The sequence below is a fragment of the Acidovorax facilis genome (assembly GCF_050626955.1).
GTDB classification, from domain to species: domain Bacteria; phylum Pseudomonadota; class Gammaproteobacteria; order Burkholderiales; family Burkholderiaceae_C; genus Acidovorax; species Acidovorax facilis.
In genome coordinates, this window is the sequence record NZ_CP192462.1 from 69,811 (window position 1) to 94,653 (window position 24,843).

Genomic DNA, 24,843 nt, shown 5'->3' on the forward strand with positions numbered 1-24,843 from the left:
AAAGCTAGCACTGGCGCGGGGGTGGTCTGGGTAGACCGTTGATTTCATTGACTTTCCTGTTCGCTTTGTAAACGGGTATGGTGGCCTCCCACTTTTGAGGTTCACGATGCAGGGTTGGCACACAACGTTTTTGGGGATGCGTGGGCTCCCCCGCGATATCAGCGACTTCGAGATGAAGGCATTTTTCACCTTCGATGGTGCCGAGCGCGACGCAATCAATGCACGCCGAGGTGATTCCCACAAGCTTGGTCTGGCGCTCCATATTGGTTTCCTGCGCATGAGTGGGCGTTTGCTCGGTGCCTTTCGGGTAATTCCAGTAGCCTTGTGGCGCCACCTTGGCAACGAGCTTGGCATTGCAGCACCAGAAGTCGCCTCGCTGAGAGCCATGTATGAACGCGGGCGCACGCTATTCGATCACCAACAAGTAGCCTGCACGGTCCTTGGATTCCAGTGGATGAGCGAGCACCAGCGCCGCTCACTGGTACGTGAACTGCGCGACGAAGTGGCGCGCTGCGCCGACCGCGATCAGCTACTCGTGCGGGCGCGTCAATGGCTGTACAAGAACAAGCTGGTGATCGTGCACGAGCGGGCAATTCGGACACTGATTGCGGCGGCACTTGCCCAGCTTGAAGTTGAAACAGGCACCGCCATCGCCGCCAGCGTTGATCCAGCAACACTTGATCGCTGGCGAGCCTCAGTTTCAGAGCTGCGCCCAGATGGACAAACCCAGCAGAGTTGGCTATGGGCTGCACCGGCGAAACACTCAACCCGCCAAATCAGCGAGGTACTGGAGCGCATCGACCTGCTTTACACGCTGGACGTTCATAAGCACCTGGCAGACATCCCCGATCTCATCTTGCGCCGCTACGCGCGCCGACTTGTCTCCAGGCCGCCCTCAGCCGGAGCCAAGATCAAAGAGCCAGCGCGCACCGTGGAGGTCGCATGCTTTCTTCGGTATTGCCTGTTCACCACCACAGACCAGTTGATCCTTATGGTGCAGCGCCGGATCGCCGATCTGTGGCGTCAGGCTGCCGCCGATGTCCCCGCTACCGTCAATTGGGCCGCAATGTACAAAACGCTGCTCGGCGAACTTGTTGCCTTGAGCGCGCAAGGTGCGGTGCCAGATGCTGAGTTGCGTGCCCGTCTTGAAGCCTTGATCACCGAAACCCAGAAACGCAAACCACCGAGCAGGGCCTCCCTGGTCCGCGAGGGATTGATTGATGGAATTCGCCCCGTGCGGTCGTTGCTCGTCGCCATTGCAAAGCTGCCCTGGCAGGCCACCGGCGAGCATCCTGCCATCGAGTACCTTGCCAAGCTGCAAGCTTTATATCTCAAAGGATCCAGAAAGCTGCCAGTTGAAGTGGTGGCACCAAGTCTGGGAATGATCTGGCAGGTTTCGATCTCCAGCCCAGACCGGGAACGGGCGTTTCAGGCGTTGGAGGTGGCCACCCTGTTTGCCCTGCGCCGCGCGGTGCGCAATGGCTCGGTCTGGATTGAGCACAGCCTGAGCTTTCGGGGTCGTGCGCGCTTGTTCTTCACGGACGAGCGTTGGCAGGCAGAGTCCAAGAAACACTATGCCCGTCTATCGTTACCCAGCAAGGCTGCCACTTTCTTGAAGCCTTTGCTGGCCAGAGTAACTGCCGGTGTCGATGCGGTGGCCGCTGCAGCCCGCAGTGGCGTACTGCGCGTGGATGATGAACTCCATTTGTCGCCATTGCCCGCAGAGGACGAAGACCCAGAAGTGACCAAGCTGCGCGCGGCTTTGGATCACCGCATCGGTGAGGTTCAATTGCCGGAAGTGATTCTGGCCGTTGACGCCCAGGTGCGCTTTAGCTGGATCATGCTCGGACGTGAGCCGCGCTCTACCGACGAGCTGCTGATGGTCTATGCCGGCATCATGGCCCACGGCACCAGTCTGACTGCGGTCGAATGCGCGCGCATGATTCCGCAATTGTCTGCCACCAGCATTCGCCAGGCCATGCGCTGGGCGCGGGACGAACGGCGTCTGAGCCAGGCCTGCCAGGCTGTGCTGGAATTCATGCAGCGACACCCGATTGCCGCCACCTGGGGGCGGTCCGATTTGGCATCTTCTGACATGATGAGCATGGAGACCACCAAACGGGTGTGGCAAGCCCGGCTTGATCCTCGGCGCAACACACCTTCCATTGGAATCTACTCCCATGTAAAAGACCGGTGGGGCATCTTCCATGCGCAGCCCTTTGTGCTCAATGAGCGCCAGGCGGGCGTGGCCATTGAAGGTGTCATCCGCCAAGAAAAGCTGGAGACCAGCCAGCTTGCTGTGGATACCCATGGCTACACCGACTTTGCCATGTCACATGCCCGTTTGCTTGGTTTTGATCTTTGCCCGCGGTTGAAGGAACTCAAACAGCGCCACCTCTTTGTGCCACGCGGCACCAAAGTGCCCGCAGAAATCGCTGCGGTGTGCGAAGCCAATGTCGACGTCGCTTTGATCGAAAAGCATTGGGATAGTCTGGTGCACCTGGCAGCCTCGGTCATGAGCGGACATGCCAGTGCGGTGGCAGCTCTTGCGCGGTTCGGTTCTGCCGCCCAGGGCGATCCAATCTATGAGGCTGGCGTGCAATTGGGGCGGTTGCTGCGTACGGCGTTTTTGGCTGACTACTTTGTCAAGGACGCTTTCAGGAACGAGTTGCGCCGGGTGCTCAATCGGGGCGAGGCTGTTAACGCCCTCAAGCGCGCCATTTATACCGGCCGGATCAGCCCGGCGCAGGCCAAACGTGTCGATGAAATGCAGGCTGTGGCCGATGCGTTGAGCCTGATGGCCAACATCGTGATGGCGTGGAATACCTCACAGATGCAGGCGGTCCTGGATCGCTGGTCGAACCGCCGCCAGGTCATTCCACCGGAACTGATCGGGAAGATTGCGCCCACCAGGCTGGAGAGCATCAACTTGCGGGGTGTGTTTCGCTTCCCGGTTGACCGCTATGCTGACCAAATCCTGCCTTCGCGGCCAAATGCATCGATAACTGGCACCAATGGATGAAACCGACCACGGTTTGACGCCACGAATCGCAGATTTGAAAGTGAACAGGAAAGTCAATGAAATCAACGATCTACCAACACCACCTCCGCGCCAGTGCTAGCTTTTCGTACCGTCACTTATTGCACTGAAAACGAGGAGACCCCGAGTCGTTCCGGGTTCCAACGCACACGTGTCGTACATCCAGTGCACCCTAGGTGGGGACGTCCTTGAGCAGCGGCGAACGCTGGGTACTGGTAATGGCCAGCGGCCGTAGCCTTGGCTCGCTGCCCGACACGTAGGGCATCACCGCGGAGATCCACTCGAACATGATGTTCACGGTTCCCGCGATCAGGTCGTTGGTCGCGGGCGCACCGCCTTTGTAGGCGATATGCGTCAACTCGATGCCAGCAGCTTCCTGGAACAACTCACCCGCAAGGTGGTGTGATCCACCGATCCCGCCCGAAGCAAAGCTCAACGTTTTCGGCTTCGCTTTGGCCGCAGCGACCACGTCCTTGACGGTTTTGAACGGGGACGACTGCGGCACCGAGATGACCAGTGGCCCCTTCTCGATCATCACGATGGGTACCAGATCGGTCGCAGGGTCGTAGTTGAGCTTTCGGAACAGCGCTTTGTTGACCGCCAGCGGCGCGAAGTTGCCTAGCCCGATTACATAGCCATCGGCCTTGGCTTTGGCGATGTACTCCGTGCCGATGTTGCCACCCGCACCTGGCCGATTCTCGACCACTACCGGTTGGCCATAGGCGACTGCAAGCTTGGTCGCGATCTGGCGTGAGCGCGTGTCGGAGCTTCCGCCGGCCGCATAGGGAACGACGAAGGTGATGGGCTTGTTGGGATAGCTGGCTGCCATGTCCGTATTGGTAAGGCAGGCTGAAGCCGCTAGCGTTGTGCGTGCGGCCAAACAGCTCTTGCGCAGCCGCAAAGGGTCGGTCAAATACTCCGTTTTCTCTCTATGGTTGATAGACTGTGTGCAGCATCATTTTGTATTTTATAATTACTTTATACAATGCAAGCTGACCTGAAATCGTCATATTTCGCGCTTAGTAATGAACCAAAAATTGTTTTAGTGCATTCAACACCGCTTGCTGTCGTGCCAATGCAGCAAGCCCTATAGCGTCGTACACCTGCTGCGGCACGCCGTCGCGGCACGCACTGCCACTACCAATTCCCTCACCCCTACCCGCAACTGACTGGAGACCTTCGTGAAATTCATCGTTCTGCCCTGCGACGGCATCGGCCCCGAGATCGTCGACGCATCCGTGCGCGTACTGACCGCCGCAAGCACGCGCTTCGGCCTCGACTTCCAGTTCGACTATGAGGATCTGGGCTTCTCCAGCCTCGCAAAATACGGTGTCACCGTCCGCGACGAACTGCTGGAACGCTCCAAGACCTACGACGGCATCATCCTGGGCACGCAATCGCATGCCGACTACCCGCCGCCAGAGAAGGGCGGGCGCAACGTCTCCGCGGCCTACCGCATCGGGCTGGACCTGTACGCCAACGTGCGCCCCGCACGCACCCGCCCCTTCCTGCAGTCCAACATGCGCGAAGGCAAGACCATGGATCTGGTCATCATGCGCGAGGCCACCGAAGGCTTCTACCCGGACCGCAACATGTCGCGCGGCTGGGGCGAGGTCATGCCCAGCCCCGACATGGCGCTGTCCACCCGCAAGATCACCCGCCACTGCAGCGAGCGCATCGCGCGCCGCGCTTTTGAGTTGGCGATGACCCGCAAGAAGCATGTCACCGCTATCCACAAAGCCAACAGCTTCCACATGACGGACGGCCTGTTCCTGGAAGCCGTGCGCCACGTGGCCAAAGATTTCCCCGAGGTGGTGCTGGACGACCTCCTGGTGGACGCTTCCACCGCCCACCTGGTCAAGGAACCCGAACGCTTCGACGTGCTGGTAGCCACCAATTTCTACGGCGACATCCTGTCGGACCTGTGCAGCGAGCTATCGGGCAGCCTGGGCCTGGCGGGCTCCATCATGGCCAGCGATACGAACTGCTGCGCCCAGGCGCAGCACGGATCGGCACCTACCATCGCGGGTCAGGACAAAGCCAACCCCACATCCATGATCCTGTCCGTCGCGATGATGGTGGCCTGGCTGGGTGACAAGCGCGGCGACGCCAAGCTCAACCAGGCGGCCAAAGCCATTGAGACTGCGGTGGACAAGGTGCTTGAGAACCCGGCCACTCGCACCGCCGACATCGGCGGCAGCACTGGCTGCAAGGCCTTTGCCTCCGCAGTGGCGGATGCCGTGACAAACGCCTGAGCGGGGAACTATACCTATGACTCCCCCCTTTCTGGGTTGCATCGCCGATGACTTCACCGGTGCGACCGACCTTGCCAGCAACCTGGTGCGAAGCGGCATGCGGGTGGTGCAGACCATCGGTGTACCCACCGAGCAGATCGGGAGGGAGGTCGATGCCATCGTGATCGCGCTGAAGTCGCGCACCATCGCGGCAGAGGAGGCCGTAGCACAGTCCTCGGCCGCGCTGAATCGCGGTAGGCTAGCGCCAATGGCCTCCACGTGACCCTGAAGTCCGGCAACTTCGGTGCCGTGGACTTCTTCACCCGGGCCTTCGACCTGCTGACCTGATCCCCATACAACCACGTTCGCACCATGCCCTCCACCGCCGCTGCCCCGGCCGCCCCTTCCGGAAACGTCAGTCCGCTGATTCCCAAGCTGGCAGCCCAGATCCTCGACATCGTGCGCCGGGAAGAGCTGCCCAAGGGCTACCGGCTCACAGAGCAGTCGCTGTGCGATGAGCTGGGCGTCTCACGCTCGCCCGTGCGCAAGGCGCTGCAGTTCCTGGAGGCCGCAGAGGTGGTGAACTCCAGCCCCAACCGAGGCTTCCAGTTGGCCCGGGATGCGCGCGACCTGGCGGGCCTGGACCTGGCCGATACAGCGGCGCCTTCGGAAGACGCCTATATGCGCATCGCCAGCGACCGCATCAAGGGCCACATCGAGCAGGAGGTGACGGAGGCCGACCTCATGGCCCGCTATGGCCTGGCCCGCCCCCAGGTGCAACGCCTGCTCAACACCATGGCCAAGGATGGCCTGGTGGACCGCAAGCCCGGGCGCGGCTGGGTCTTTCGCCGCATGCTCACCAACGTCGAATCGCACCGCGAGAGCTACCGCTTTCGCATGATGCTGGAGCCCGCGGCCATCCTTGAACCCGGCTACGCGGTCGACCTGGCTGAGCTGGAGCGCTGCCGCCGCGAACAGCAGGAGCTGCTCGATGGGGGTATCGAACAGTGCACGCCGGCCCAATTGTTCCAGGCGGGCAGCCACTTCCATGAAACCGTGGCTGCGGGCAGTGGCAACCGCTTCGTGGTCGATGCGCTGCGCAACGTCAACCAGATGCGCCGCATCGTCGAATACGGCACCCTGCTGGACCGTACCCGCCTGCACCGCCAGTGCGAGGAGCACCTGCAGCTGATCGAGCTGTTGGTGCGCGGCGAACGCATGGAGGCCTCGCTCTTCCTCCGCCAGCACCTGAACACCGCGCGCATCACCAAGCTGGGGGGCGTAGAGTGACTGAATCCCAGGCCCGCGAAGAAATCTGCCGCGTGGGCGCCAGCCTCTTCGCTCGCGGCTATGTGCATGCCACGGCCGGCAACATCAGCACCCGCCTTGCGCCCGAGCAAGGCGGTGGCTTCCTCATCACCCCTACCGACGCCTGCCTGGGATTTTTGGATCCGGCACAACTGGCCCGCATTGGTGACGATGGCGCGCAAGTGGGTGGTGCCCGTACGAACAATACGGCGCGGTTGAAAAAACCATCCTGAGGTCGATAGCTCCCCAGACGGAGTTATCACAAGCGCATTTCCCAAGGCGTGCCCAGGCTGGTGAACCTGCCCAGGATGCACTTGCAGCTCTGTGTCTTGCCGGTCAAGGTCGCGTGCCATAACCCGCTCAGGCTTTCAGCTAGCTCTCTAGATCTCGTTGCAGGCCTGAGCGTTCGCGCTGGCATCCATCCATTGCTTTTCGTTCGTGCAGTCTGTATCTCCAACGTCTGCGTATCGACGCCCAGCTGGACTTTGCGCCACCGGCGCCAGCGGTCAGTGCCGTGCCTCATGGTCTCCCATTCACTTTCTGCCAACATCTTCACACCGGTGCTGTGAATCAGCAGGTGCGAGCCGGTGCTGCTGGGACGTGTGGTGATGCCGGCACAGCGTGCCTTAGTCAGGCACCGGCCAATCGAATCTGGCAAACCGCAGCTGGCTCTCGGACCCCTGTTGCCTGGCGCCACCCATGGCTCAACGTGCACTTGAGGGTGAGGCAAAACTGGAGCGCGGCATCATTGAAGACGGCTGACCGTCACTTCCTTCCAATGGGCGATGCCTGCCATTGCAGGTCTGCATTGAGCCAGACCATCAAAGACTCTCGGCGTTTGAGGGCGGCGTTGTACTCGGTCCAGCTCGTCGTGCGACACTTCGCCCGCGCATTGACCGACTCAACACACGAACCTATCAAATTTCCTTGAGCATCCTGCGCAACACTTTGCCAGTCCCACTGGCAGGCAGCCCCTCGCGGAACTCGATTTGCCTAGGCACCTTGTAATGCGACATGTTCTCGCGCGCCCATCCGAGCAGTTGATCGATATCGAGCGACTTCGACTTGGGCACAACAAAGGCCTTGATAACCTCGCCCTTGTCTTTGTCCGGGACGCCGATCACGGCGACCTGCCTCACCTCGGGGTGCAGGATCAGGATGGCCTCGACCTCCTCGGGGAACACGCTGAAACCCGACACCTTGATCATTTCCTTCACCCGTCCAATGAAGGTGAGATAGCCTTGCTCGTCCATTCGGCCGATGTCCCCGGTATGGACCCAGCCATTTCGGAGGACCTCGGCAGTAGCGTCCGGACGGTTCCAGTAGCCGCGAAACACGCCTCGACTACGCACCACGATCTCGCCGCTTTCGCCCACCGGTACTTCGCTGCCGTCGGCACCGAGGATCTTCAGCTCAACGCCGCGCCCCGGCACGCCGTTCGTGCCCCAGCGGACCGCGTCGCGGGGCATGAGCACGTCGTTGGTGTGCGTCTCGGACAGCCCATAGCCCGCTTCGTACACTAGGCAGCCGTTGGCGAATGCGCTCCAGCGCGTGGCGAGCTCTTCTGTCAGCTTGATGCCAAAGCTGGTCGCCATCGTGGTGCGCAGCGTCGACAGGTCGAACTTCTCCGCCCCGGGCTCATTCATCGAAGCTACCAGCATCGGAGCCATGGCAAACCACCAGGTCACGCGATGCCGCTCGACGGCCTGCAGCACGGCCAGCGCGTCCATGCGGTTGAGCAGCACCACCATCGCGCCAGTGTATGCCAGCATCGTCACGCCACTGATCATCCCGGCGATGTGATAGAGAGGCGCAACCGCGAGCATCACCTCGTCGCTGCGGATGCGAAACATCTCTTGCCCCACCGCCGTCTTGTAGAGCGCGTTCCGATAGCTCAGCATCGCGCCCTTGGGCATGCCGGTGGTGCCCGACGTGTAGGTCATCAGCGAGACATCGTCCATCGACAGCTCGACCACTGGCGCCGCAACATCTGCGCGCGTGATAGTCGCATGGAAGTCGATGGTGCCATCGGGCAGCGGCCGCCGCGCAGCGATTTCGTCGGGAACGCGCAGCGTGGGCTTCTCTGGCAGAAAATCCGCGTAGCGCACGCTGAACACGTTCGGCACCTTCACTCGGTCGGCGACCGATTGCATGATCGGCACCAGATGATCTGCCGCGACGATCGCCTTGGCGCCCAGATCGCCGACCTGATAGGCGAACTCGTGCGCCTTGAACATCGGGCTGCAGGGACTCACGATTGCGCCTATCTTCTGAATGCCGAAGTGCGCAATCAGGTACTGTGGGCAGTTCTGCATGAAGAGCGCCACGCGGTCCCCCTTCCCCACGCCGCGCTCATGAAGCGCTTGCGCGAAGGCGTCGCTCATGCGATCAAGCTCGCTATAGCTGATCTCGCGCCCATACCAGGCGAGCGCAGGCTTTGCAGGTACGCGCCGCGCATGGCCGCGCAGGTACTCGTGGAGAGGCTTCTCGCCCTGGAGGTAGTCGATGTCGTCGTCGTGTACTGGCATGCGTGTCCTCTCTTCGTCCCGGGATGTTCAAAGGCCGAGCGCGTGCTTGGCCATGATGTTCTTCTGCACCTCGGTGCTGCCGCCGTAGATCGTCATCGCTCGGCAAAAGAGGTAGTTGGCGACAGGCCCAAGCCCGTGCTCAGGGCCGATGAGCTCGCGTTCACCCTGGCCGAACAGCGGTCCGGGCTGGTAGCGGATTGCATCAGGCCCACTTGCTTGCACCAACAGTTCGGTGATGCGCTGCGCGATCTCGGTGCCGCGGATCTTGATGAAGGACGACTTGCCGGGCCCAGCGGGTGCGCCGGCTTGCATGTCCGACAGCATCCGCAGAAGACCGATCTCCAACGCCTTGAACTGCACCTCGACCGCGCTGACCTCAGCCATGAATGCGGGATCGTCCGCAAGGCGACGGCCGTTGCTACGCACCTGCGAAGCGACGTGCCGCAGCTTCTGCAGTTCCTGGGTGATAAAGCGCAGGTTCGCGTTCTCCACGCGCTCGTGCTCCAGCAGGAATTTCGCGTAGGTCCAGCCTCGCCCTTCCTCGCCGATTCGATTGGAGGTCGGCACCTTCACGTCGTTGAAGAACACCGCATTGAGGTAATGGCGTCCATCCAACATCCGGATCGGCTGCACCTCGATCCCCGGAGTCTTCATGTCGATCAGCAGGAAGGAGATTCCCTGCTGACGTTTGCCCTCGCGGCCGGTACGCACAAGGCAGAACATCCAGTCGGCGAAGTGCGCGTACGAGGTCCAGATCTTCTGGCCATTGACGAGGTAGTGGTCGCCGCGGTTCTCGGCAGCGGTCTGGAGCGATGCAAGGTCCGATCCCGCGCCGGGCTCCGAATAGCCCTGGCACCACCACACGGACGAGTCGCAGATTGCAGGCAAATGCAGGGCTCTCTGTTCCGGCGTGCCGAAGGTGTAGATTACCGGCCCGACCATCGCAGGGCCGAAGACCTGCAGTTCGGGGCAATGCATCTCCCCCGCAACGCGATTGAAGATGATGGTCTGCATGGCCGTCCATGCATGGCCGCCGAACTCTCGCGGCCAAGCACCAGTGAACCAACCCTTGCGGCCGAGGACCTGCTGCCAGCGCATAAAGTCCTCGCGATCAAGGTGGCGGTCCTGCAGCACCTTCTCGCGAATGTCGTCCGGCAGTTCTCGCGCGACGAATTCACGCACTTCCTCTTCGAATGCCCGCTCCTGGGGCGAAAGACCGAGATCCACGTTGAGGTCCTCCCGTATGGCTCAAGCCAGCGCGTGGCGCTGCAGGTGCCAGCTCATGTCGCCGAAGGTCACGCCGATCATCGACAGGCGTTTGAAATAGTGGCCCACAGCGAGCTCGTCGGTCACGCCCATCGCGCCATGCAGCTGGACCGCCTCCTGCCCGACGCGTCGCGCGGTCCTGTCGATCTCGATCTTGGTGGCCGATAGCGCCTTACGCCGCGCGGCCGAGTCGGACTCGCCCAGCATCAACGCGCCGTAGAGCGCCATCGAGCGCGCTTCGTCGAGCGCGATGTACATATCTACCATGCGATGCTGCAGAGCCTGGTTGGTGCCGATCGGCCGACCGAACTGCTGGCGGGTCTTAAGGTAGTCGAGCGTCATGTCAACCAGTGCACCCATGGCACCGACCGCTTCGGAAGCGATCGCGGCAATTGCCTGGTCGATCACCAGTTCGAGCGCCGGGAACGCCGTGCCAGCTTCGCCGAGACGGCGAGCGTCGTCGACCTGCACTCCGTTGAAGACTAAATCGGCCGCGCGCGTGCCGTCATGGCTGGCGTAGGGCGTCACTTCGAGTCCGCGCGCCCTCGCGTCGACAACGAACGCCGTCAGACCCAGCGCATCGTCGACCTGCCCCGAGGTTCGTGCGATCAGCACGTAGAAGTCGGCGACGCCGCCGCCGTGGACGAAGGACTTTCGCCCGTCGATGCGCCATCCAGCGCCCGCGCGCTGCGCAGTAGTCGTGCAATGCGCAAGCTCGTAGCGCGATTCAGGCTCGGCATAGGCCAACGCCAGCTTGCGCTCGCCGGTCATCATCGGCTGCAACCATTCCGCCTTCTGCCCGGGACCGCCGAGCGCGGCCAACACGCCGCCTCCGAGAACGACATTGGCAAGATACGGCTCCAGCAGCAGCCCGCGCCCCACTCCTTCCATGACGATGCCGGTGTCAGTGGCATCGCCGCCGATGCCGCCGTCCTCCTCCCTGAAAGGCACCGCGAGCCAGCCGAACTCGGCGTAGCTGCGCCAGCAGTTCTCGTCATGGCCGGGATCGCTCGCCGCGAGCTTGCGGCGGCGCGTGAAGTCGTATCCCTCGCGCACGAAGCGCTCGACGCTTTCCCTGAGCTGGTTCTGTTCCGGGGTGTACTGGAGATCCATGGGTCTTTGTGTTGGCGTTGGAATGGATGGAAGGCCCTTTCAGAGCGCAAGATAGCGCTGCTGGACCTGCGGATTGGCATCGAAGCGCTCCCAGTCGCCCTCGAACACTACGCGGCCGGTGTCGATCACGTAGACGTACTCGGTGCAACGGCGGGCGAACCAGATGTTCTGCTCGCACAGCAGCAGCGCGACATTGCCTTCGGTGCAGGTGCGCACCACGTCGTGCGCCATCTCCTCGACGATGATCGGCGCGAGACCCTCAGTTGGCTCGTCGAGCAGCAGGAGGCTTGGGTTTGCTGCCATCGCACGCGCGACCGCCAGGAGCTGCTGCTGCCCGCCGCTGAGCTGGCCACCATAGCGCTGCTGCAGCGGCGCGAGCATCGGAAAGCGCGCGATGATGTCCGCCACCGGCACCGAGGGCCGAGAAGGTGACGCACCGTAGCGCGCGATCGCGATGTTCTCTGTCACGGTGAGGTGGGTGAAGATTCGCCGGTCCTCCGGCACCAGAGACAGGCCCATGCGCGTACGCTGGTGGGTCTGCACGTCGCGCAGGTCCCTGCCGTCGAAGCGCACCACGCCGCGCACGCGCGGACCGGCGTTCATCACGCTCTTGAGCAGGGTCGACTTGCCAGCGCCGTTTCGGCCGAGCAGCGCGACCCGCTGCCCCGCCTTCACCGAGATCTGCGCGCCATGCAGGACATGGCTGTCGCCGTAGAAGGCATCGAGTTCGCGGACTTCAAGCACCAACCATCTCCTTGCCGAGGTAGACCTCGCGCACCTTCGGATCGGCACGCACCTGTTCAACGCTGCCAGTGGAGACGACCGCGCCGTAGTTCATCACCATGATCCGGTGCGCAAGCCCGAACACCACATCCATGTCGTGCTCGGTCATTACTACGGTGATACCCCGCTCCTTCTGCGTGCGTGACACCATCTGTGCGATCTCGGCGCGGTCACTCGGCGACATGCCGGCAGTCGGCTCGTCGAGCATTAGGATGGTCGGGCGGCCCGCGAGTGCGATCACGAATTCGAGCCGCTTCTTATCGCCGTGGGAAAGAAAGCGCGCCGCCTCGCCCGCGAGGGTGTGCAGCTTCACGTCTTCCAGCAGCGCAATAGCTTCATCGCGCACCTCGGACGAAGGCGCACAGCGCCAGCGCGAACCGAGCGGCTCGCGCTTGAATTTGCGACGCGCCTCGACAGCTGCGATCACATTGTCAAGAACGGTGAAGTCATGAAACACACGCGCCACCTGGAAGGTGCGTCCGAAGCCTTCGCGCACGCGCTCGTGCGCCGGCATCCGAGTGACGTCCTTGCCGCCGAAGTGAATGCTTCCGCCGTTGCACGGCACCTCACCAGTCATGACCTTGAACATCGTGGTCTTGCCCGCGCCGTTGGGGCCGATGATGGCGAAGACTTCGCCACGCCCCACGGACAAGCTCACGCCACGGAGCACCTCAATCGGGCCGTAGTTCTTGCGCACGTCCTGGACGCGCAGCATCGGATCGTTCATCGCGCACCTCCGGCCTTGAGCTCGCCGACTGGTGCAACCAGCGGTGGTGATTTCCCAGGTTCGCTCGTTCGCGGTGCGCGGCGGCCCCAGAGGCGTTCCTCTAGACTGCGCCACAAGCCCACCGCTCCGTTGGGCGCCAGCAGGATGATGGCGAGCAAGCCTGCGCCGACGATCAACTCCGATAGGCCGACCAGCGTGCGTGTCGCATAGGTGATGGTAGCGAACAGGCCCGCACCGACCACCGGCCCCCAGAAGGAGCCGACGCCACCCAGGAGCGTATTCAGCATCGGTTGCGCGGAAGCGAGCCAGTGCACTTCCTCCACCGTCACGATGCGCGACCACGGTGCGTACAGCGCGCCAGCCAACGCCGCGACAGCGCCCGATATGACAAAGGCCGCAAGACGGTAGCTCGCCACGTTCGTGCCCATGAAAGCGGCACGCTCTGCGTCCTGCCGCACCGTCTGCAGCGTGCGCCCGAAGCGGCTGTGCAGCAACCACCACAGGAAGGCGGTGATTAACACCGTTGCAACAAGCAGGAACCAGTAATATGCATTCGAACTTGCGAGATCGATGCGCAGCAGTCCGAAGTTCAGCGCCGGCCGCGGGATGTCGGTGATGCCGTCCTCACGCCCCAACAGGGTTGAGAAGCCGATGATGAGCCGTAGCGCCTCTGCGAGTGCCACGGTGAGCACCGCGAGAAAGACGCCGCTCATGCGCCGCAACGCCAGTACACCGACCACCCATGCAGCGGCAGCCCCGAGTAGCGCGGCCCCTCCGAGTACACCGAGAAAAGGCACGCCCGCGATATGACGCAGCGCCAGTGCCGCCAGATAGGCCCCCAGCGCGAAGAAGCCCGCGTGCCCGAAGGACACCAGCCCGGTGTAGCCGAAGAGAATGTTCCACGACAGCGCGAACACCACCTGCACCAACACCGTCCCCACCACATAGAGCGGGCCGGCGTTAACCCAAAGCGGCAGAGTTGCGAGTACTCCAACCGTGGCCACGCCAAGCACCTGCCAGACACTGCGCGAAATGCGCGGGCGATGCAGCAGTCCGGTGCCATGCGCTTCGGGGCCGGACTCAGAGTGCGCGCCGACCGCAGGGAACAGGCCGCTCGGCTTCCACAGCAGGAAGGCCGCGAGCACCACATAGATCGCAAGACCCGGTACCGAAGGCAGCAGTACCGTGTTCAGGCTTTGCACGAGCCCAAGCACCAGCGAACCGATGAACGCACCGCGGATGTTGCCTAGCCCACCAATGATGACCGCGAAGAAGGCATACATGAGGTACGAATCCCCTAGGCCCGTCGACAGGCTCTGGTTCGGCAGCAGCAACCCGCCCGCCAGCCCTGCGAGAAGGAAACTCGCCATCACGCTCAGCGCAATGCCGAAGGACACGTTGAGCCCAAGCACCCCCGACATCCACGGGTCGGCCGCAAGCGCCTGCATGAGCTTGCCGAACCACATGCGATGGATCGCCACTTCGAGCAGCGCGTAGACAAGCACCCCTGCCACGATCACGAAGATCTGGTAGGCCGAGAAGAACATGCCGAATGGGTTGAGCGGCTGGTCCAGCCCTGGCGGCGGATTGACTGAGAAGAAGTCGACGCCCCAGATCAGCTTGGTGGCGCCAGTGCACACCATCATCAGTGCGAAGGTGGCAATGAGCACGTAGTGCGGATCGACATGGCGCAGCCGGCGCAGCACCAGCTTGTCGGTCACGAGGCCCAGCAGCGCTACTACAACGCCACCCACCAGCGCTGCGAACAGGAACATGCCCAGCGACTGCACGTCTCGCCCCATGACCGAATAGGAGGTATAGGCGCCGATCATGAAGAAGCCGCCCTGCGCCATGTTGAGCAGGCGCATCAGGCCAAAGATCAGCGTCAGGCCGGCGGCGACTACGAAGATCGCCATGCCGAACGCGGCGGCGTTGAACACCGCGAAAAGGAGATCGTTGGCCACGCTCAGCCCTCGAACTTTTTGCCAGGAGACGGCGGCTCGACGATCTCTGCTTCATCCAGGCGGACGACCTGTTCCAGCCCATAGCCCGGCGCTGAGTCGCGGGCACCGATCTTCGCGAAGTAGAACGAGCCTATGCCTTGGTGGTCCTCCTTGCGGATGCGGTAGGGGCCCGCGGCCGTGTCGAATTGCAGGCCTTCGAGTGCGGAGATGACCGCGTCTGTATCGGTCGAGTTCGCCTTCTTCACCGCGTTGAAGATCGCGAGCGCGGATCGATGCGATGACTGCACGATGCCTGGCACGTAAGGCGTGCCCGCGACCTTGACGATATGTTCACTCAGGTCCTTACTGACCGGGAACTGGGTCTTGAACGGCTCAAGCTCCGGCGCCCAGTAGGTCGTGCCCCACAGGTTCTGCGGCGTCGCCTTCTGCATCGCCTTGGCGATCATCAGTTCAGTGCCTGCCTCTCCGATCACCTTAAAGCGCTTTTCCATGCCCACCGCGCGGCCCTGCTGCAACAGGCTCACGCAAGGTGCGGCGGTCAGGCCGACGAATAGGCCCTGCGCACCAGAATTCATCAGGCTGTTGATCTCGATTTTGTAGTCAGCCTTGTTGAGGCTCGCGAACACCGGCTCGAGCACCTGCACCTTGCGCCCGCTTTTCGCGGCGGCCTGCGCCACGCCGGCTTTAAAGTAGCGAGCGACATCGCGGCCGTTTTCACTGTCGGGCGCGATCACCGCCCAGGTCTCGACATCGGAGAAGCGCGTCGTCATCAGGTTGCCAATACCGCCGTAGAGCATCAGCGCGTTCGACGCGAGCCGGAAAAAGTTGCGGCTGAAGTTCTCGTGCGTCAACGACATCACGCTCGGCGCGGGGGCGACGACCACGCTCTTGAGCTCGGACAGGATTGGCGCTATGGCCAGCGCCATCGGCGATTGTCCTGCGCCAATGGAGAGATTGATGCCCTCGCCAGCGAGCTCGCGCGCCGCAGCTACCGCGCCTGCGCTTGTGAACTTGTCGTCGCGAACGACAATTTCTATCTGTCGACCCAACAGGCCACCGTTGGCGTTCCATTGCATCTGCGCGGCCTTGATGCCATTGAGCCAAGCCGCGCCGGCCTCGGCGCCGATGCCGCTCATCGGCAGCATCGCGCCAACACGTATCGGCTGGCCCTGAGCCTGCGCGGACGGGAAGAATCGCGTGTTGGCACTGCCAAACACGGCTGCCGCGCTGGCGGCCTGGATGAGGGTTCTACGCTTCAGGCTCATAGCGGTGTCTCCTTGCGTTGCGTCCCGAAGAACTAGGGACGAAATTTGTTATAACAGATGACAATTTACAGGCGCGTCTGTACACACCGCACTGGCGTAAACCCTAAGGAGATGGAATGAAGGTGACGGGAGAGCCGCTCGCCGCTGGTTCAGCGCGCAACGCAGCGCAGCAGCACCGATCGCAGCCAGCGATTGGCAGCGTCGTTGTCCGTGCTTGCATGCCAGTACATGTAGGCGTCCAACGACGATAGCGGCGTCGGAAAAGCCATCACTTGGTTGCCGAATTGGCGATTGGCCATGTGCGCGTAGCTCTCCGGCATCGTGAGCAGCAAATCGGTCTCCGATACTGTGCGACAGGCCGCGAAGTAGAACTGGCAGCGCAGCGCAATCTGGCGCTGCACGCCCATGCGACGCAGTTCGATGTCCTCGAAGCCCATGCCTTGCCGCCGCGATGTCACGAGGACATGGCGCTGGGCGATATAGGTGTCGAGGTCCACCGATCCGTTGATCGCCGGATGCCCTTTTCGCGCCACCACCGCCATGCCATCCACCGTGATGCGCTTGACTTTGACCGCATCCGAGAGCGGGAGCAGCACATCAACCGCAATATCGAGCGTGCCTGCGGCGAGGTCGCTCTCGAGGGCCCGGCGATTGGCGCGCACGCTGGAAACCTCGACCTCCGGTGCCTCGATCGCGAGCACCTTCATCAGCGGCGAAAGCACGGTGGATTCCATGAAGTCGCGCAACCCGATCACGAAGCGCTTGCGCGCCGCCATCGGCTCAAAGCTCTGCGTGTCATTGAGCAACGACCCGATCGACTGCAGCGAGCCGCGCAGCGGATCAATCAGCCGCTTAGTCAGCGGGGTCGGCACCATCCGGTGACCCTGACGCTCGAAAAGCGGATCATTGAAGAGGTCGCGCAGACGCGCCAGCGCGTGGCTGATCGCAGGCTGCGTCAGATGCAGCTTTTCAGCCGCCTTGGTGATGCCACCTTCGGTGTAGATGGTGTCAAGCACTACGAGCAGGTTGAGGTCGACTCTCGATATATGCATTCGCTGTATCCAGGCCCATTCCAAGCATTCATTGGCCTCGCGGGCACTGGTGCCCTTAGGCTCAATGCCAATGAACGCGCCACATCATGCCGCGTGATGGCGCCCGAGTGCATTCACCGAGGAGACAAGACCCCATGAGCGAGCCCTTCAGCGGCACCACCGATGTGCAGCAATCTCAGCGCTTCGACGAGGCACGCCTGCGGCAATGGTTCGCGTCGCATGTGGACGAGGACGTGCGGAGGCACTTCGGCATCCAGCAGTTCAAGGGTGGCCAGTCGAACCCCACCTTTCTCATCGACGCAGGCCGACGCCGCTATGTGCTGCGCCGCAAGCCTTCGGGGGATTTGCTGCCATCCGCGCACGCAGTCGAACGCGAATTCCGGATCATGAAAGTACTCGCGCAAACCGATGTACCGGTGCCGCGCGTGCATGCGCTGTGCGAAAACGACGAGGTGATCGGTAGCGCCTTCTATGTCATGGATTTCATGGACGGGCGCATTCTCTGGGACCCGAAGCTGCCGAAGGTCAGCCGCGAGGAACGCAGCTCAATCTGCGACGACATGAACCGCGTTCTGGCTGCACTGCACGAGGTGGATTTTGAAGCGGCCGGGCTTGCCGACTTCGGCCGCACCGGCAATTACATCGAGCGCCAGATCGCACGGTGGACCCGCCAGTACCGCGCCAGTGAGACCGAGCGCATCGGGGCCTTCGAAAACCTCATCGCGTGGCTGCCGCAGAACGTGCCCGCCGAATCGGCCACCCGCATCGTGCACGGCGATTTCCGGCTCGACAACCTTGTCTTTGCACGCGACGCGCCCCGCGTCGTCGCGGTGCTCGACTGGGAGCTCTCTACGCTCGGCGACCCGATGGCCGACTTCGCCTACCACTGCATGGCCTGGCAGCTCTCGTCGCCGCTCCGTGGACTCGGCGACCTGTCGAGCATCGAGCTAGTCAAGCTCGGCTTGCCTTCCGTCGAGAGCTACCTCGCGCGCTACTGCCAACGCCGCCGCCTTCCGGCGGTGACCACTTCGGCATGGCGCTTCTACGGCGCCTTCAACCTGTTCCGCGCCGCGGCGATCGCGCAAGGCATCATGGGCCGGGCGATTGCAGGAAACGCTTCGAGTGCCCATGCGCTTGAAGCAGGACAGCAAGCCCGCGCGCTGGCGGAACTCGGCTGGCGCAACACCCTGGATTGCGCCTAGGATGACTGCAGATCTGCAGCCTCCCCGCTTGCGCGGCCTGCGCCTGGCGCTCGAACGCGAGGACGCGGCCTCGGTGTTCGGGCGGATTCTGGGCATGGAGGCCGCGCAGCGATTCTTTCTAGACGGGCAATGGATCGAGGTGAACGCTACGTCGGGTGACGCACTGGACCTGCACTGCAACGATCTCGATACCCATCGCACGCACTTGCACCGGCTCGGCGTCGAGACGCTGGATTGCGCTGCACTCGGCTACGCGTCGGCTCTGCGCCTCGACGCCATCGAAACAGGCGCATGCACTGTACATCTGAGGGAAGAATGCGCAGTATCCGCTGAGGACCCGCATGCACCCGGCGCGCGGCTCTGCGCGCTGGAACTCGCGGTTCGCGCACCAGAGCGCGTCGCACTGCATTGGGCGCAGATGTTCAACGCGCCGAACTCACGCAACGGCAACGGACTTCCGATGCTGGCGCTCGATGGCGTAGACCTGCGCTTTTTGCCACCAGCGGAAGGCCGCCTGGGCATCAGCGCGCTGCACTTCGCGACCCCCGATATTGCCGCTTGGACGCATCGAGCATCCGCGCAGGGCTTCAAGGTTGACGACGGCCGCGACCACGCGACCTTCGTCGCGCTCGGTGTCGCTTTCCGCCTGCGCGCACTTTAGACGAAAGACCGGCCTTCGGCCGCCAGCTTGGCCAGCAGCGGGGCGGGCTTCCAGAACGCCGCGTCGTCGTTGGGGTTCTTGGCAAAGCGGTCCATGGCCTGCACCACGTTGAACAGGCCCACTTCGCTGGCGTAGTGCATGGGGCCGCCGCGGTAGATGGGGAAGCCATAGCCCGTGAGGTAGACCATGTCGATGTCGCCGGACTTGCTGGCGGTGCCGTCTTCCAGGATGTGCGCGCCTTCGTTGACCAGGGAGAACACCAGGCGCTGCACGATTTCCTCGTCGGAAATCTTGCGCGGCGTGATGCCCAGTTCCTTGCGGTGGTCTTCGATCATCTTGTTGACCAGCTCGCTGGGGATCGCATCGCGCTTGCCGGCCTGGTAGTCGTACCAGCCCGCGCCGGTCTTCTGGCCGAAGCGGCCCAGCTCGCAGAGCTTGTCGGCCGTGCGGCTGTACTTCATGTCGGCGCGCTCGACGGCACGGCGCTTGCGGATCGCCCAGCCGATGTCGTTGCCGGCCAGGTCGCCCATGCGGAACGGGCCCATGGCGAAGCCGAACTTCTCGATCGCCTTGTCCACCTGCTGGGGGGTTGCGCCCTCGTCCAGCAGGAAGCCGGCCTGGCGGCTGTACTGCTCGATCATGCGGTTGCCGATGAAGCCATCGCACACGCCCGAGACCACGGCGGTCTTCTTGATCTTCTTGGCCACGGCCATCACGGTGGCCAGCACGTCCTTGCCGGTCTTGGCACCGCGCACCACTTCCAGCAGCTTCATCACGTTGGCGGGGCTGAAGAAGTGCATGCCCACCACGTCTTCGGGGCGCTTGGTGAAGGCGGCGATCTTGTCCACGTCCAGCGTGGAGGTGTTGGAGGCCAGGATAGCGCCGGGCTTCATCACGGCGTCGAGCTGCTTGAACACGGTTTCCTTGACGCCCAGTTCCTCGAACACGGCCTCGATCACCAGGTCGGCGTCCTTGAGGTCGGCATAGTCGAGCGTGGTGGTCTGCAGGGCCATGCGCTGCGCGTACTTGTCTTCCTTGAGCTTGCCCTTCTTGACCTGGGCTTCGTAGTTCTTCTTGATCGTGGCGATGCCGCGGTCCAGGGCTTCCTGCTTGGTCTCCAGGATCTTGACGGGGATGCCCGCGTTCAGGAAGTTCATGGAGATGCCGCCGCCCATGGTGCCGGCGCCGATCACGGCCACCGACTTGATTTCGCGCTTGGGCGTGTCGGACGGCACGTCCGGGATCTTGGAGGCTGCGCGCTCGGCGAAGAAGGCATTGCGCAGCGCGGCGCTCTCGGGCGACCATAGCAGCTCGGTGACCGCAACGCGCTCGTAGTCCACAGCCGCATCAAATGGAAGCCGCACCGACTGAGCGATGCAATCGAGGCAGCGTAGAGGTGCCGGATAGTGTGGCCACTTGGCTGCAACCATGTTGCGCGCGAACTGCAGATACGCCTCAGCATCAGGATGCTCGACCTTGCGCTCGCGTGAACGTGGCAACGGCCGCAGGTTGGCTATGTCGTGCGCAAGCTCAGTGGCAGCAAGCACTACATCGTCTTCCACTAAGCGATCGAACAACTTCTGCCCCGGCATTGCCGCAAGCACTTCGCTCATCACGGTGTCGCCGGACACGATCATGTTGAGCGCGGGCTCGAGTCCAATCAGGCGCGGCAACCGCTGAGTGCCGGTCGCGCCGGGCAGGATGCCGATGCGCACCTCCGGCAGCGCTACCTGCGTGCCACGGCGAACCACACGGTAGTGGCAGCTCATAGCTAGTTCGAGCCCACCGCCCATCACCACGCTGTGAATCGCGGCCACAACCGGCTTTTCGCAACCTTCAACGACGCGGATGACATCGACGATGTCGGGCGCCATCGTGGCCTCCGGCTTGTTGAACTCGCGAATGTCGGCGCCGCCGCAGAAGGCACGGCCGCGACCGGTCAGCACGATGGCGTGCACCGCTGCATCGTCCTGCGCGCGCCGGACCGACTCGGCGATGAAGCGGCGATTGCCGAAGCCCAGACTGTTGACGGGCGGATTATCCATCGTGACAACGGCAATGCCGTCGCGAACTTCATAGCTTGCAGTCACACGCGCTCCTTCTGAAATTGGGGTTGACAAGCAATGTTCGTTCACGCGCAGCGGGGCCGCATCAACAAGGCGCATGTGACGGATGAAAAGTCTTCATGTGCCGATGTACCAGCGCACGGCACCATCTACGCATCCTCATCAGTAGTCCTTACCATGCCAATACTCACGAGAGACAACTTGCAGCAGCACATCGGCCGATTGATCGGAACCTCATCCTGGGTGAACGTTCCGCAGTCCCGCATCGATGCCTTTGCGGACTGCACGGAGGATCGCCAGTGGATCCACATCGACGTGGATCGCGCCAAGCGCGAAAGCCCTTTCGGCGCGCCAATCGCGCACGGCTTTCTGACGCTCTCGCTGCTGCCGATCACGTCCTACGAACTACTTTGCGGGCTCAAGCCGGCCAAGTCCGTCAACTACGGACTCGACAAGCTGCGCTTCATGTCGCCGGTGATCGCCGGCTCTCGGGTGCGCAATCACATCAAGTTGTTGAGCGTCGAGCCACGCGAAGACGGATGGACGCTGCTGCGCACCGAAAACACCATCGAGATCGAGGACCAGCCCAAGCCGGCGCTTGTCGCCGTTTCCCTCGGCCTGCTCTCGTGGAACTGAGCGGTCAACCTCTTCAATTTCCTACTCACTCGCAAAAACGCCATGCAATTCGAATACAGCCCCAAGGTCCAGGACCTTCGCAACCGTTTGCTCGCCTTCATGGATGAGCACATCTACCCGAACGAAAAGCGCCATGAGGAGGAAGCCCATCAGTCATACCTCAACGCGCAGAAAGGCGGAAGGTACACGACCCTTGCGCTGATGGAGGAGCTCAAGCCGAAGGCTCGCGCCGTGGGCCTGTGGAACCTGTACCTGCCCGAAGCCGGCCACGGTGCCGGACTCACGAACCTGGAGTACGCACCGCTGTGCGAGATCATGGGCCGCCGTTACTGGAGCGCCGAAGCATTCAACTGCAGCGCGCCGGACACCGGCAACACCGAAGTCATCGCGCGATATGGATCGCCGGAGCAGCAGGAACGCTGGTTGCGTCCGCTGCTGGATGGCGAGATCCGCTCCTCGTTCGCGATGACTGAGCCTGCGGTGGCCTCATCCGACGCGACCAACATCGAATGCAGCATCCGCCGTGACGGCGACGACTACGTCATCAACGGGCGCAAGTGGTACATATCGGGCGCGATGAACGAGCGCTGCAAGCTCTTCATCCTGATGGGCAAAACCGATCCGGACAATGCTGATCGCCATCGCCAGCAGTCGATGATCATCGTGCCGAGCGACACGCCCGGGGTGACGGTTGTGCGCGACATGGCTCTGATGGGACACTATGACGCGCCCTTCGGCCATCCTGAAATCTTGTTCGAGAACGTGCGGGTTCCCGCATCGAACATTCTGCTGGGCGAAGGCCGCGGCTTCGAGATCGCGCAAGGCCGTTTGGGCCCCGGTCGCATTCACCACTGCATGCGGATGATCGGCATGGCCGAATCGGCGCTGGAGATGATGTGCGAACGCGTGGTGTCCCGCGTGGCGTTCGGTAAGCCGCTTGCCGAGCAGGGCGTGTGGCGCGAGCGGATTGCGCGTTCGCGCATGCTGATCGACCAGACTCGTTGGATGGTGCTGCATGCCGCTTGGCGCATGGACACCGTTGGCAACAAGGTCGCAGCGAAGGAGATCGCGATGATCAAGGTGATTGCGCCCAACAACTGCGCGCAGGTGATCGACGATGCCATGCAGGCCTTCGGCGCGGCGGGTTTGAGCCAGGACACGTTGCTGACCTCGTTCTACGCGTATGCGCGCCATCTTCGTGTGGCGGACGGTCCGGACGAGGTGCACCGCAACGCCGTCGCCAAGCACGAGCTGGCCGGCTACCGCCCCAAGGCCGTGACGCGCTGAGGCACGCGCGGTCCGGCTTCTTCAGCTAATGGCCATCGACGTGGAAGAGGCCGGATCGCTCAGCATGCGGCGCAGCAACTTGCCGTTCTTCGACGATGGCAGCCCGCTGCGAAAGATCACCGTGCGCGGCACCTGGTAGTGGGACATGTGCTGCAGGCACCACTCGATAATCTTCTGGTCTGCACGGTCTCTCGACCGCCCTGCGCGAACGCGCGCGGCGGCCTCCTCCTTGAGTACGACATATGCCTGCACCGACTCGCCGCGGTCGGGATCGGGCAGGCCAACGACGGCAGCCTGTCGCACATCAGGGTGCAGCGCCAGGATGGCCTCGACTTCTTCTGGAAACACGCTGTAGCTCCACACCTTGATCATTTCCTTGGTGCGACCGAGGAAGGTAAGGTATCCCTCCTCGTCGAGCTTGCCGACGTCGCCAGTGCGTAGCCAGCCGTCAAGCATCATGGCCTGCGTGGCCTCGGGATGCAGCCAGTAGCCCCTGTAGCGCACGGGGCTGCGCAGCACGATCTCGCCGCGCTGACCGACGGGCATGTCGCGGCCGGTCTCGGGATCAACGATGCGCACTTCCACGCCGGGTAAGGGTTTTCCGTTGGTACCCCATTTGATGGCGTCCAAGGGCATCACCGTGTCGCAAGTATGGGTCTCGCTCAGGCCGTAGCCGGCCTCGTAGACGAGGCAGCCGTTGGCGAAGCTGCTCCAGCGTCGCGCGAGCGATTCGGTCAAGTGCACGCCGAAACTGGTGCCCACGGTGGCTCGTAGCGACGAGAGGTCAAACGTTCCCGCGTCGTCACAGTTCATGACCGAGAGCAGCGAAGGCGCCATGGTGTGCCACCAATTCACCTGGCAAGCTTCTATTGCCTGCAGCACCGCACAGGCATCGAAGCGATGCAGCAACACGACGGTTGCGCCACAGTAGATCGGTAGTGCCAGACCGTTCATCATCCCCGAAATGTGGTGCAGCGGGACGTCGGCGAGTATCACGTCATCGGGTGCAATCCTGAAACCGTCGGCGCTGACTCCTGTCTTGTAGAGCGCGCACTCGAAGCTGATCATCGCGCCCTTGGGTAACCCCGTGCTGCCCGAGGTGTACGCCATAAGACAGACGTCGTCCATCGCGATGGTGCTGACGGGCGTGAAGCCCTCCGCCTCAGCCAGCGCATCGGCGAAGTCAATGACGCAGGACGGAAGCGGCGGCGCCGCTTCGTGCCGCATGCGGATCCCGGGAGGCACGTCCATCGCGAGCGTCGCAGGCAGCATCTCGCCATAGCGCACCGCGAAGACATGCTTGACGGTGCGCATCGCTTTGGAACCCATGAGCACCTTAAGCAGGTCTTCTGCCGCCACGAGAGCGCTGGCGTCCAGTTTCGAGAGCTGGTGTTCGAGTTCGTAAGCTCGCGCATCGGGATTGCAAGGACTCACGATCGCACCGAGCTTCTGCACGCCGAAGTGGGCTATCAGGTACTGCGGGCAGTTGTGCATGAAAAGCACCACCACGTCACCTTGCCCGATCCCGCGGTCCCGCAGACTTTGCGCGAAGCGGTCGCTCAGGTCGTCGAGCTCGGCATATGTGATCTTTCGGCCATACCAGATCACTGCAGCCTTGTCGGGCTTCTGGCGGGCGTGCTGGCGCAAATACTCATGCAGCGGCTGGAAACCGTGGCGATAGGCGAACATGCAGGCTTGTCTCCGGGTCGTT

At 62.7% G+C, this 24,843-nt stretch carries 19 protein-coding genes and 2 pseudogenes; 9 read left to right on the top strand and 12 right to left on the bottom strand.

What is annotated here, in order from left to right; translation table 11 throughout:
* Window positions 1-4: 4 nt before the first annotated feature.
* Window positions 5-262 carry a hypothetical protein gene (locus tag ACQ4MJ_RS26335; protein WP_040214134.1) on the bottom strand — a complete coding sequence of 86 codons (258 nt, stop codon included), beginning with the start codon at window positions 260-262 and terminating at the stop codon, window positions 5-7.
* Here ACQ4MJ_RS26335 and ACQ4MJ_RS26340 point away from each other — a divergent pair.
* On the top strand, window positions 158-3,022 hold the full coding sequence (locus ACQ4MJ_RS26340; protein WP_236749962.1) for a Tn3-like element IS1071 family transposase: 2,865 nt from the start codon (window positions 158-160) through the stop codon (window positions 3,020-3,022). The two genes, ACQ4MJ_RS26335 and ACQ4MJ_RS26340, sit on opposite strands and share 105 nt — an antisense overlap.
* A gap of 190 nt (window positions 3,023-3,212) precedes the next feature.
* Here ACQ4MJ_RS26340 and ACQ4MJ_RS26345 read toward each other — a convergent pair whose 3' ends face one another.
* On the bottom strand, window positions 3,213-3,869 hold the full coding sequence (locus ACQ4MJ_RS26345; protein ID WP_431153191.1) for a Bug family tripartite tricarboxylate transporter substrate binding protein: 657 nt from the start codon (window positions 3,867-3,869) through the stop codon (window positions 3,213-3,215).
* A gap of 352 nt (window positions 3,870-4,221) precedes the next feature.
* On the opposite strand from ACQ4MJ_RS26345, the gene ACQ4MJ_RS26350 reads away from it, so the two are divergent.
* From ACQ4MJ_RS26350 to ACQ4MJ_RS26365, 4 genes and pseudogenes are all read left to right on the top strand, one after another.
* The gene (locus ACQ4MJ_RS26350) at window positions 4,222-5,295 is read left to right on the top strand and encodes an isocitrate/isopropylmalate dehydrogenase family protein (protein ID WP_431153192.1); all 1,074 of its coding nucleotides are present in this window, start codon (window positions 4,222-4,224) and stop codon (window positions 5,293-5,295) included.
* 16 nt (window positions 5,296-5,311) lie between these two features.
* Window positions 5,312-5,521 (top strand): annotated as a pseudogene (locus tag ACQ4MJ_RS26355) (four-carbon acid sugar kinase family protein); the annotation flags it as partial.
* Between the two features lie 125 nt (window positions 5,522-5,646).
* Window positions 5,647-6,564 (top strand): GntR family transcriptional regulator, encoded by a 918-nt coding sequence (locus ACQ4MJ_RS26360; protein ID WP_431153193.1) that lies wholly within the window; start codon window positions 5,647-5,649, stop codon window positions 6,562-6,564.
* Window positions 6,561-6,800: pseudogene (locus ACQ4MJ_RS26365) on the top strand (class II aldolase/adducin family protein); the annotation flags it as partial. The gene ACQ4MJ_RS26360 and the pseudogene ACQ4MJ_RS26365, both read left to right, overlap by 4 nt.
* Before the next feature lie 699 nt (window positions 6,801-7,499).
* Here ACQ4MJ_RS26365 and ACQ4MJ_RS26370 read toward each other — a convergent pair.
* The 8 genes from ACQ4MJ_RS26370 to ACQ4MJ_RS26405 form a co-directional block, all read right to left on the bottom strand.
* A complete protein-coding gene (locus ACQ4MJ_RS26370; protein ID WP_431153194.1) occupies window positions 7,500-9,110 on the bottom strand; it encodes an AMP-binding protein in 1,611 nt (536 codons plus the stop codon).
* Window positions 9,111-9,137: 27 nt separating this feature from the next.
* The gene (locus ACQ4MJ_RS26375; RefSeq protein ID WP_431153195.1) at window positions 9,138-10,337 is read right to left on the bottom strand and encodes an acyl-CoA dehydrogenase family protein; all 1,200 of its coding nucleotides are present in this window, start codon (window positions 10,335-10,337) and stop codon (window positions 9,138-9,140) included.
* A gap of 21 nt (window positions 10,338-10,358) precedes the next feature.
* The gene (locus ACQ4MJ_RS26380) at window positions 10,359-11,489 is read right to left on the bottom strand and encodes an acyl-CoA dehydrogenase family protein (protein WP_431153196.1); all 1,131 of its coding nucleotides are present in this window, start codon (window positions 11,487-11,489) and stop codon (window positions 10,359-10,361) included.
* A 39-nt stretch (window positions 11,490-11,528) separates the two neighbouring features.
* Window positions 11,529-12,233 (bottom strand): ABC transporter ATP-binding protein, encoded by a 705-nt coding sequence (locus ACQ4MJ_RS26385; RefSeq protein ID WP_431153197.1) that lies wholly within the window; start codon window positions 12,231-12,233, stop codon window positions 11,529-11,531.
* Window positions 12,226-12,999, bottom strand: a complete 774-nt coding sequence (locus tag ACQ4MJ_RS26390; RefSeq protein ID WP_431153198.1) for an ABC transporter ATP-binding protein — start codon at window positions 12,997-12,999, stop codon at window positions 12,226-12,228. The genes ACQ4MJ_RS26385 and ACQ4MJ_RS26390 overlap by 8 nt, the downstream gene beginning before the upstream one ends.
* Window positions 12,996-14,963, bottom strand: a complete 1,968-nt coding sequence (locus tag ACQ4MJ_RS26395) for an ABC transporter permease (protein ID WP_431153199.1) — start codon at window positions 14,961-14,963, stop codon at window positions 12,996-12,998. The genes ACQ4MJ_RS26390 and ACQ4MJ_RS26395 overlap by 4 nt, the downstream gene beginning before the upstream one ends.
* 2 nt (window positions 14,964-14,965) lie before the next feature.
* Window positions 14,966-16,228 (bottom strand): ABC transporter substrate-binding protein, encoded by a 1,263-nt coding sequence (locus ACQ4MJ_RS26400; protein ID WP_431153200.1) that lies wholly within the window; start codon window positions 16,226-16,228, stop codon window positions 14,966-14,968.
* Window positions 16,229-16,377: 149 nt separating this feature from the next.
* Window positions 16,378-17,280, bottom strand: a complete 903-nt coding sequence (locus ACQ4MJ_RS26405; protein ID WP_431153201.1) for a LysR family transcriptional regulator — start codon at window positions 17,278-17,280, stop codon at window positions 16,378-16,380.
* A 134-nt stretch (window positions 17,281-17,414) separates the two neighbouring features.
* On the opposite strand from ACQ4MJ_RS26405, the gene ACQ4MJ_RS26410 reads away from it, so the two are divergent.
* Both ACQ4MJ_RS26410 and ACQ4MJ_RS26415 read left to right on the top strand, forming a co-directional pair.
* On the top strand, window positions 17,415-18,482 hold the full coding sequence (locus tag ACQ4MJ_RS26410) for a phosphotransferase (protein WP_431153202.1): 1,068 nt from the start codon (window positions 17,415-17,417) through the stop codon (window positions 18,480-18,482).
* Window position 18,483: 1 nt separating this feature from the next.
* Window positions 18,484-19,143, top strand: coding sequence for a hypothetical protein (locus tag ACQ4MJ_RS26415; protein WP_431153203.1), 660 nt, complete (start codon window positions 18,484-18,486; stop codon window positions 19,141-19,143).
* Here ACQ4MJ_RS26415 and ACQ4MJ_RS26420 read toward each other — a convergent pair.
* Window positions 19,140-21,233: a 3-hydroxyacyl-CoA dehydrogenase NAD-binding domain-containing protein gene (locus ACQ4MJ_RS26420; protein ID WP_431153204.1), complete on the bottom strand. Its 2,094-nt coding sequence runs from the start codon at window positions 21,231-21,233 to the stop codon at window positions 19,140-19,142. The genes ACQ4MJ_RS26415 and ACQ4MJ_RS26420 overlap by 4 nt on opposite strands.
* 177 nt (window positions 21,234-21,410) lie before the next feature.
* Between ACQ4MJ_RS26420 and ACQ4MJ_RS26425 the strand changes: the two genes are divergently transcribed.
* On the top strand, window positions 21,411-21,845 hold the full coding sequence (locus ACQ4MJ_RS26425) for a MaoC family dehydratase (protein ID WP_431153205.1): 435 nt from the start codon (window positions 21,411-21,413) through the stop codon (window positions 21,843-21,845).
* A 42-nt stretch (window positions 21,846-21,887) separates the two neighbouring features.
* Entirely contained in the window at window positions 21,888-23,132 is a 1,245-nt protein-coding gene (locus ACQ4MJ_RS26430; protein ID WP_431153206.1) for an acyl-CoA dehydrogenase family protein, read from the top strand.
* 21 nt (window positions 23,133-23,153) lie between these two features.
* On the opposite strand, the gene ACQ4MJ_RS26435 is transcribed toward ACQ4MJ_RS26430, so the two are convergent.
* The gene (locus ACQ4MJ_RS26435; RefSeq protein WP_431153207.1) at window positions 23,154-24,821 is read right to left on the bottom strand and encodes an AMP-binding protein; all 1,668 of its coding nucleotides are present in this window, start codon (window positions 24,819-24,821) and stop codon (window positions 23,154-23,156) included.
* Window positions 24,822-24,843: the final 22 nt, after the last annotated feature.

What these genes read in the sequence shown, in the direction of transcription:
- ACQ4MJ_RS26405 (WP_431153201.1), bottom strand. Translation starts at nt 17,280, where the DNA reads ATGCATATATCGAGAGTCGACCTCAACCTGCTCGTAGTGCTTGACACC.
- ACQ4MJ_RS26415 (WP_431153203.1), top strand. Translation starts at nt 18,484, where the DNA reads ATGACTGCAGATCTGCAGCCTCCCCGCTTGCGCGGCCTGCGCCTGGCG.
- ACQ4MJ_RS26435 (WP_431153207.1), bottom strand. Translation starts at nt 24,821, where the DNA reads ATGTTCGCCTATCGCCACGGTTTCCAGCCGCTGCATGAGTATTTGCGC.
- ACQ4MJ_RS26370 (WP_431153194.1), bottom strand. Translation starts at nt 9,110, where the DNA reads ATGCCAGTACACGACGACGACATCGACTACCTCCAGGGCGAGAAGCCT.
- ACQ4MJ_RS26335 (WP_040214134.1), bottom strand. Translation starts at nt 262, where the DNA reads ATGGAGCGCCAGACCAAGCTTGTGGGAATCACCTCGGCGTGCATTGAT.
- ACQ4MJ_RS26410 (WP_431153202.1), top strand. Translation starts at nt 17,415, where the DNA reads ATGAGCGAGCCCTTCAGCGGCACCACCGATGTGCAGCAATCTCAGCGC.
- ACQ4MJ_RS26380 (WP_431153196.1), bottom strand. Translation starts at nt 11,489, where the DNA reads ATGGATCTCCAGTACACCCCGGAACAGAACCAGCTCAGGGAAAGCGTC.
- ACQ4MJ_RS26400 (WP_431153200.1), bottom strand. Translation starts at nt 16,228, where the DNA reads ATGAGCCTGAAGCGTAGAACCCTCATCCAGGCCGCCAGCGCGGCAGCC.
- ACQ4MJ_RS26360 (WP_431153193.1), top strand. Translation starts at nt 5,647, where the DNA reads ATGCCCTCCACCGCCGCTGCCCCGGCCGCCCCTTCCGGAAACGTCAGT.
- ACQ4MJ_RS26345 (WP_431153191.1), bottom strand. Translation starts at nt 3,869, where the DNA reads ATGGCAGCCAGCTATCCCAACAAGCCCATCACCTTCGTCGTTCCCTAT.
- ACQ4MJ_RS26390 (WP_431153198.1), bottom strand. Translation starts at nt 12,999, where the DNA reads ATGAACGATCCGATGCTGCGCGTCCAGGACGTGCGCAAGAACTACGGC.
- ACQ4MJ_RS26430 (WP_431153206.1), top strand. Translation starts at nt 21,888, where the DNA reads ATGCAATTCGAATACAGCCCCAAGGTCCAGGACCTTCGCAACCGTTTG.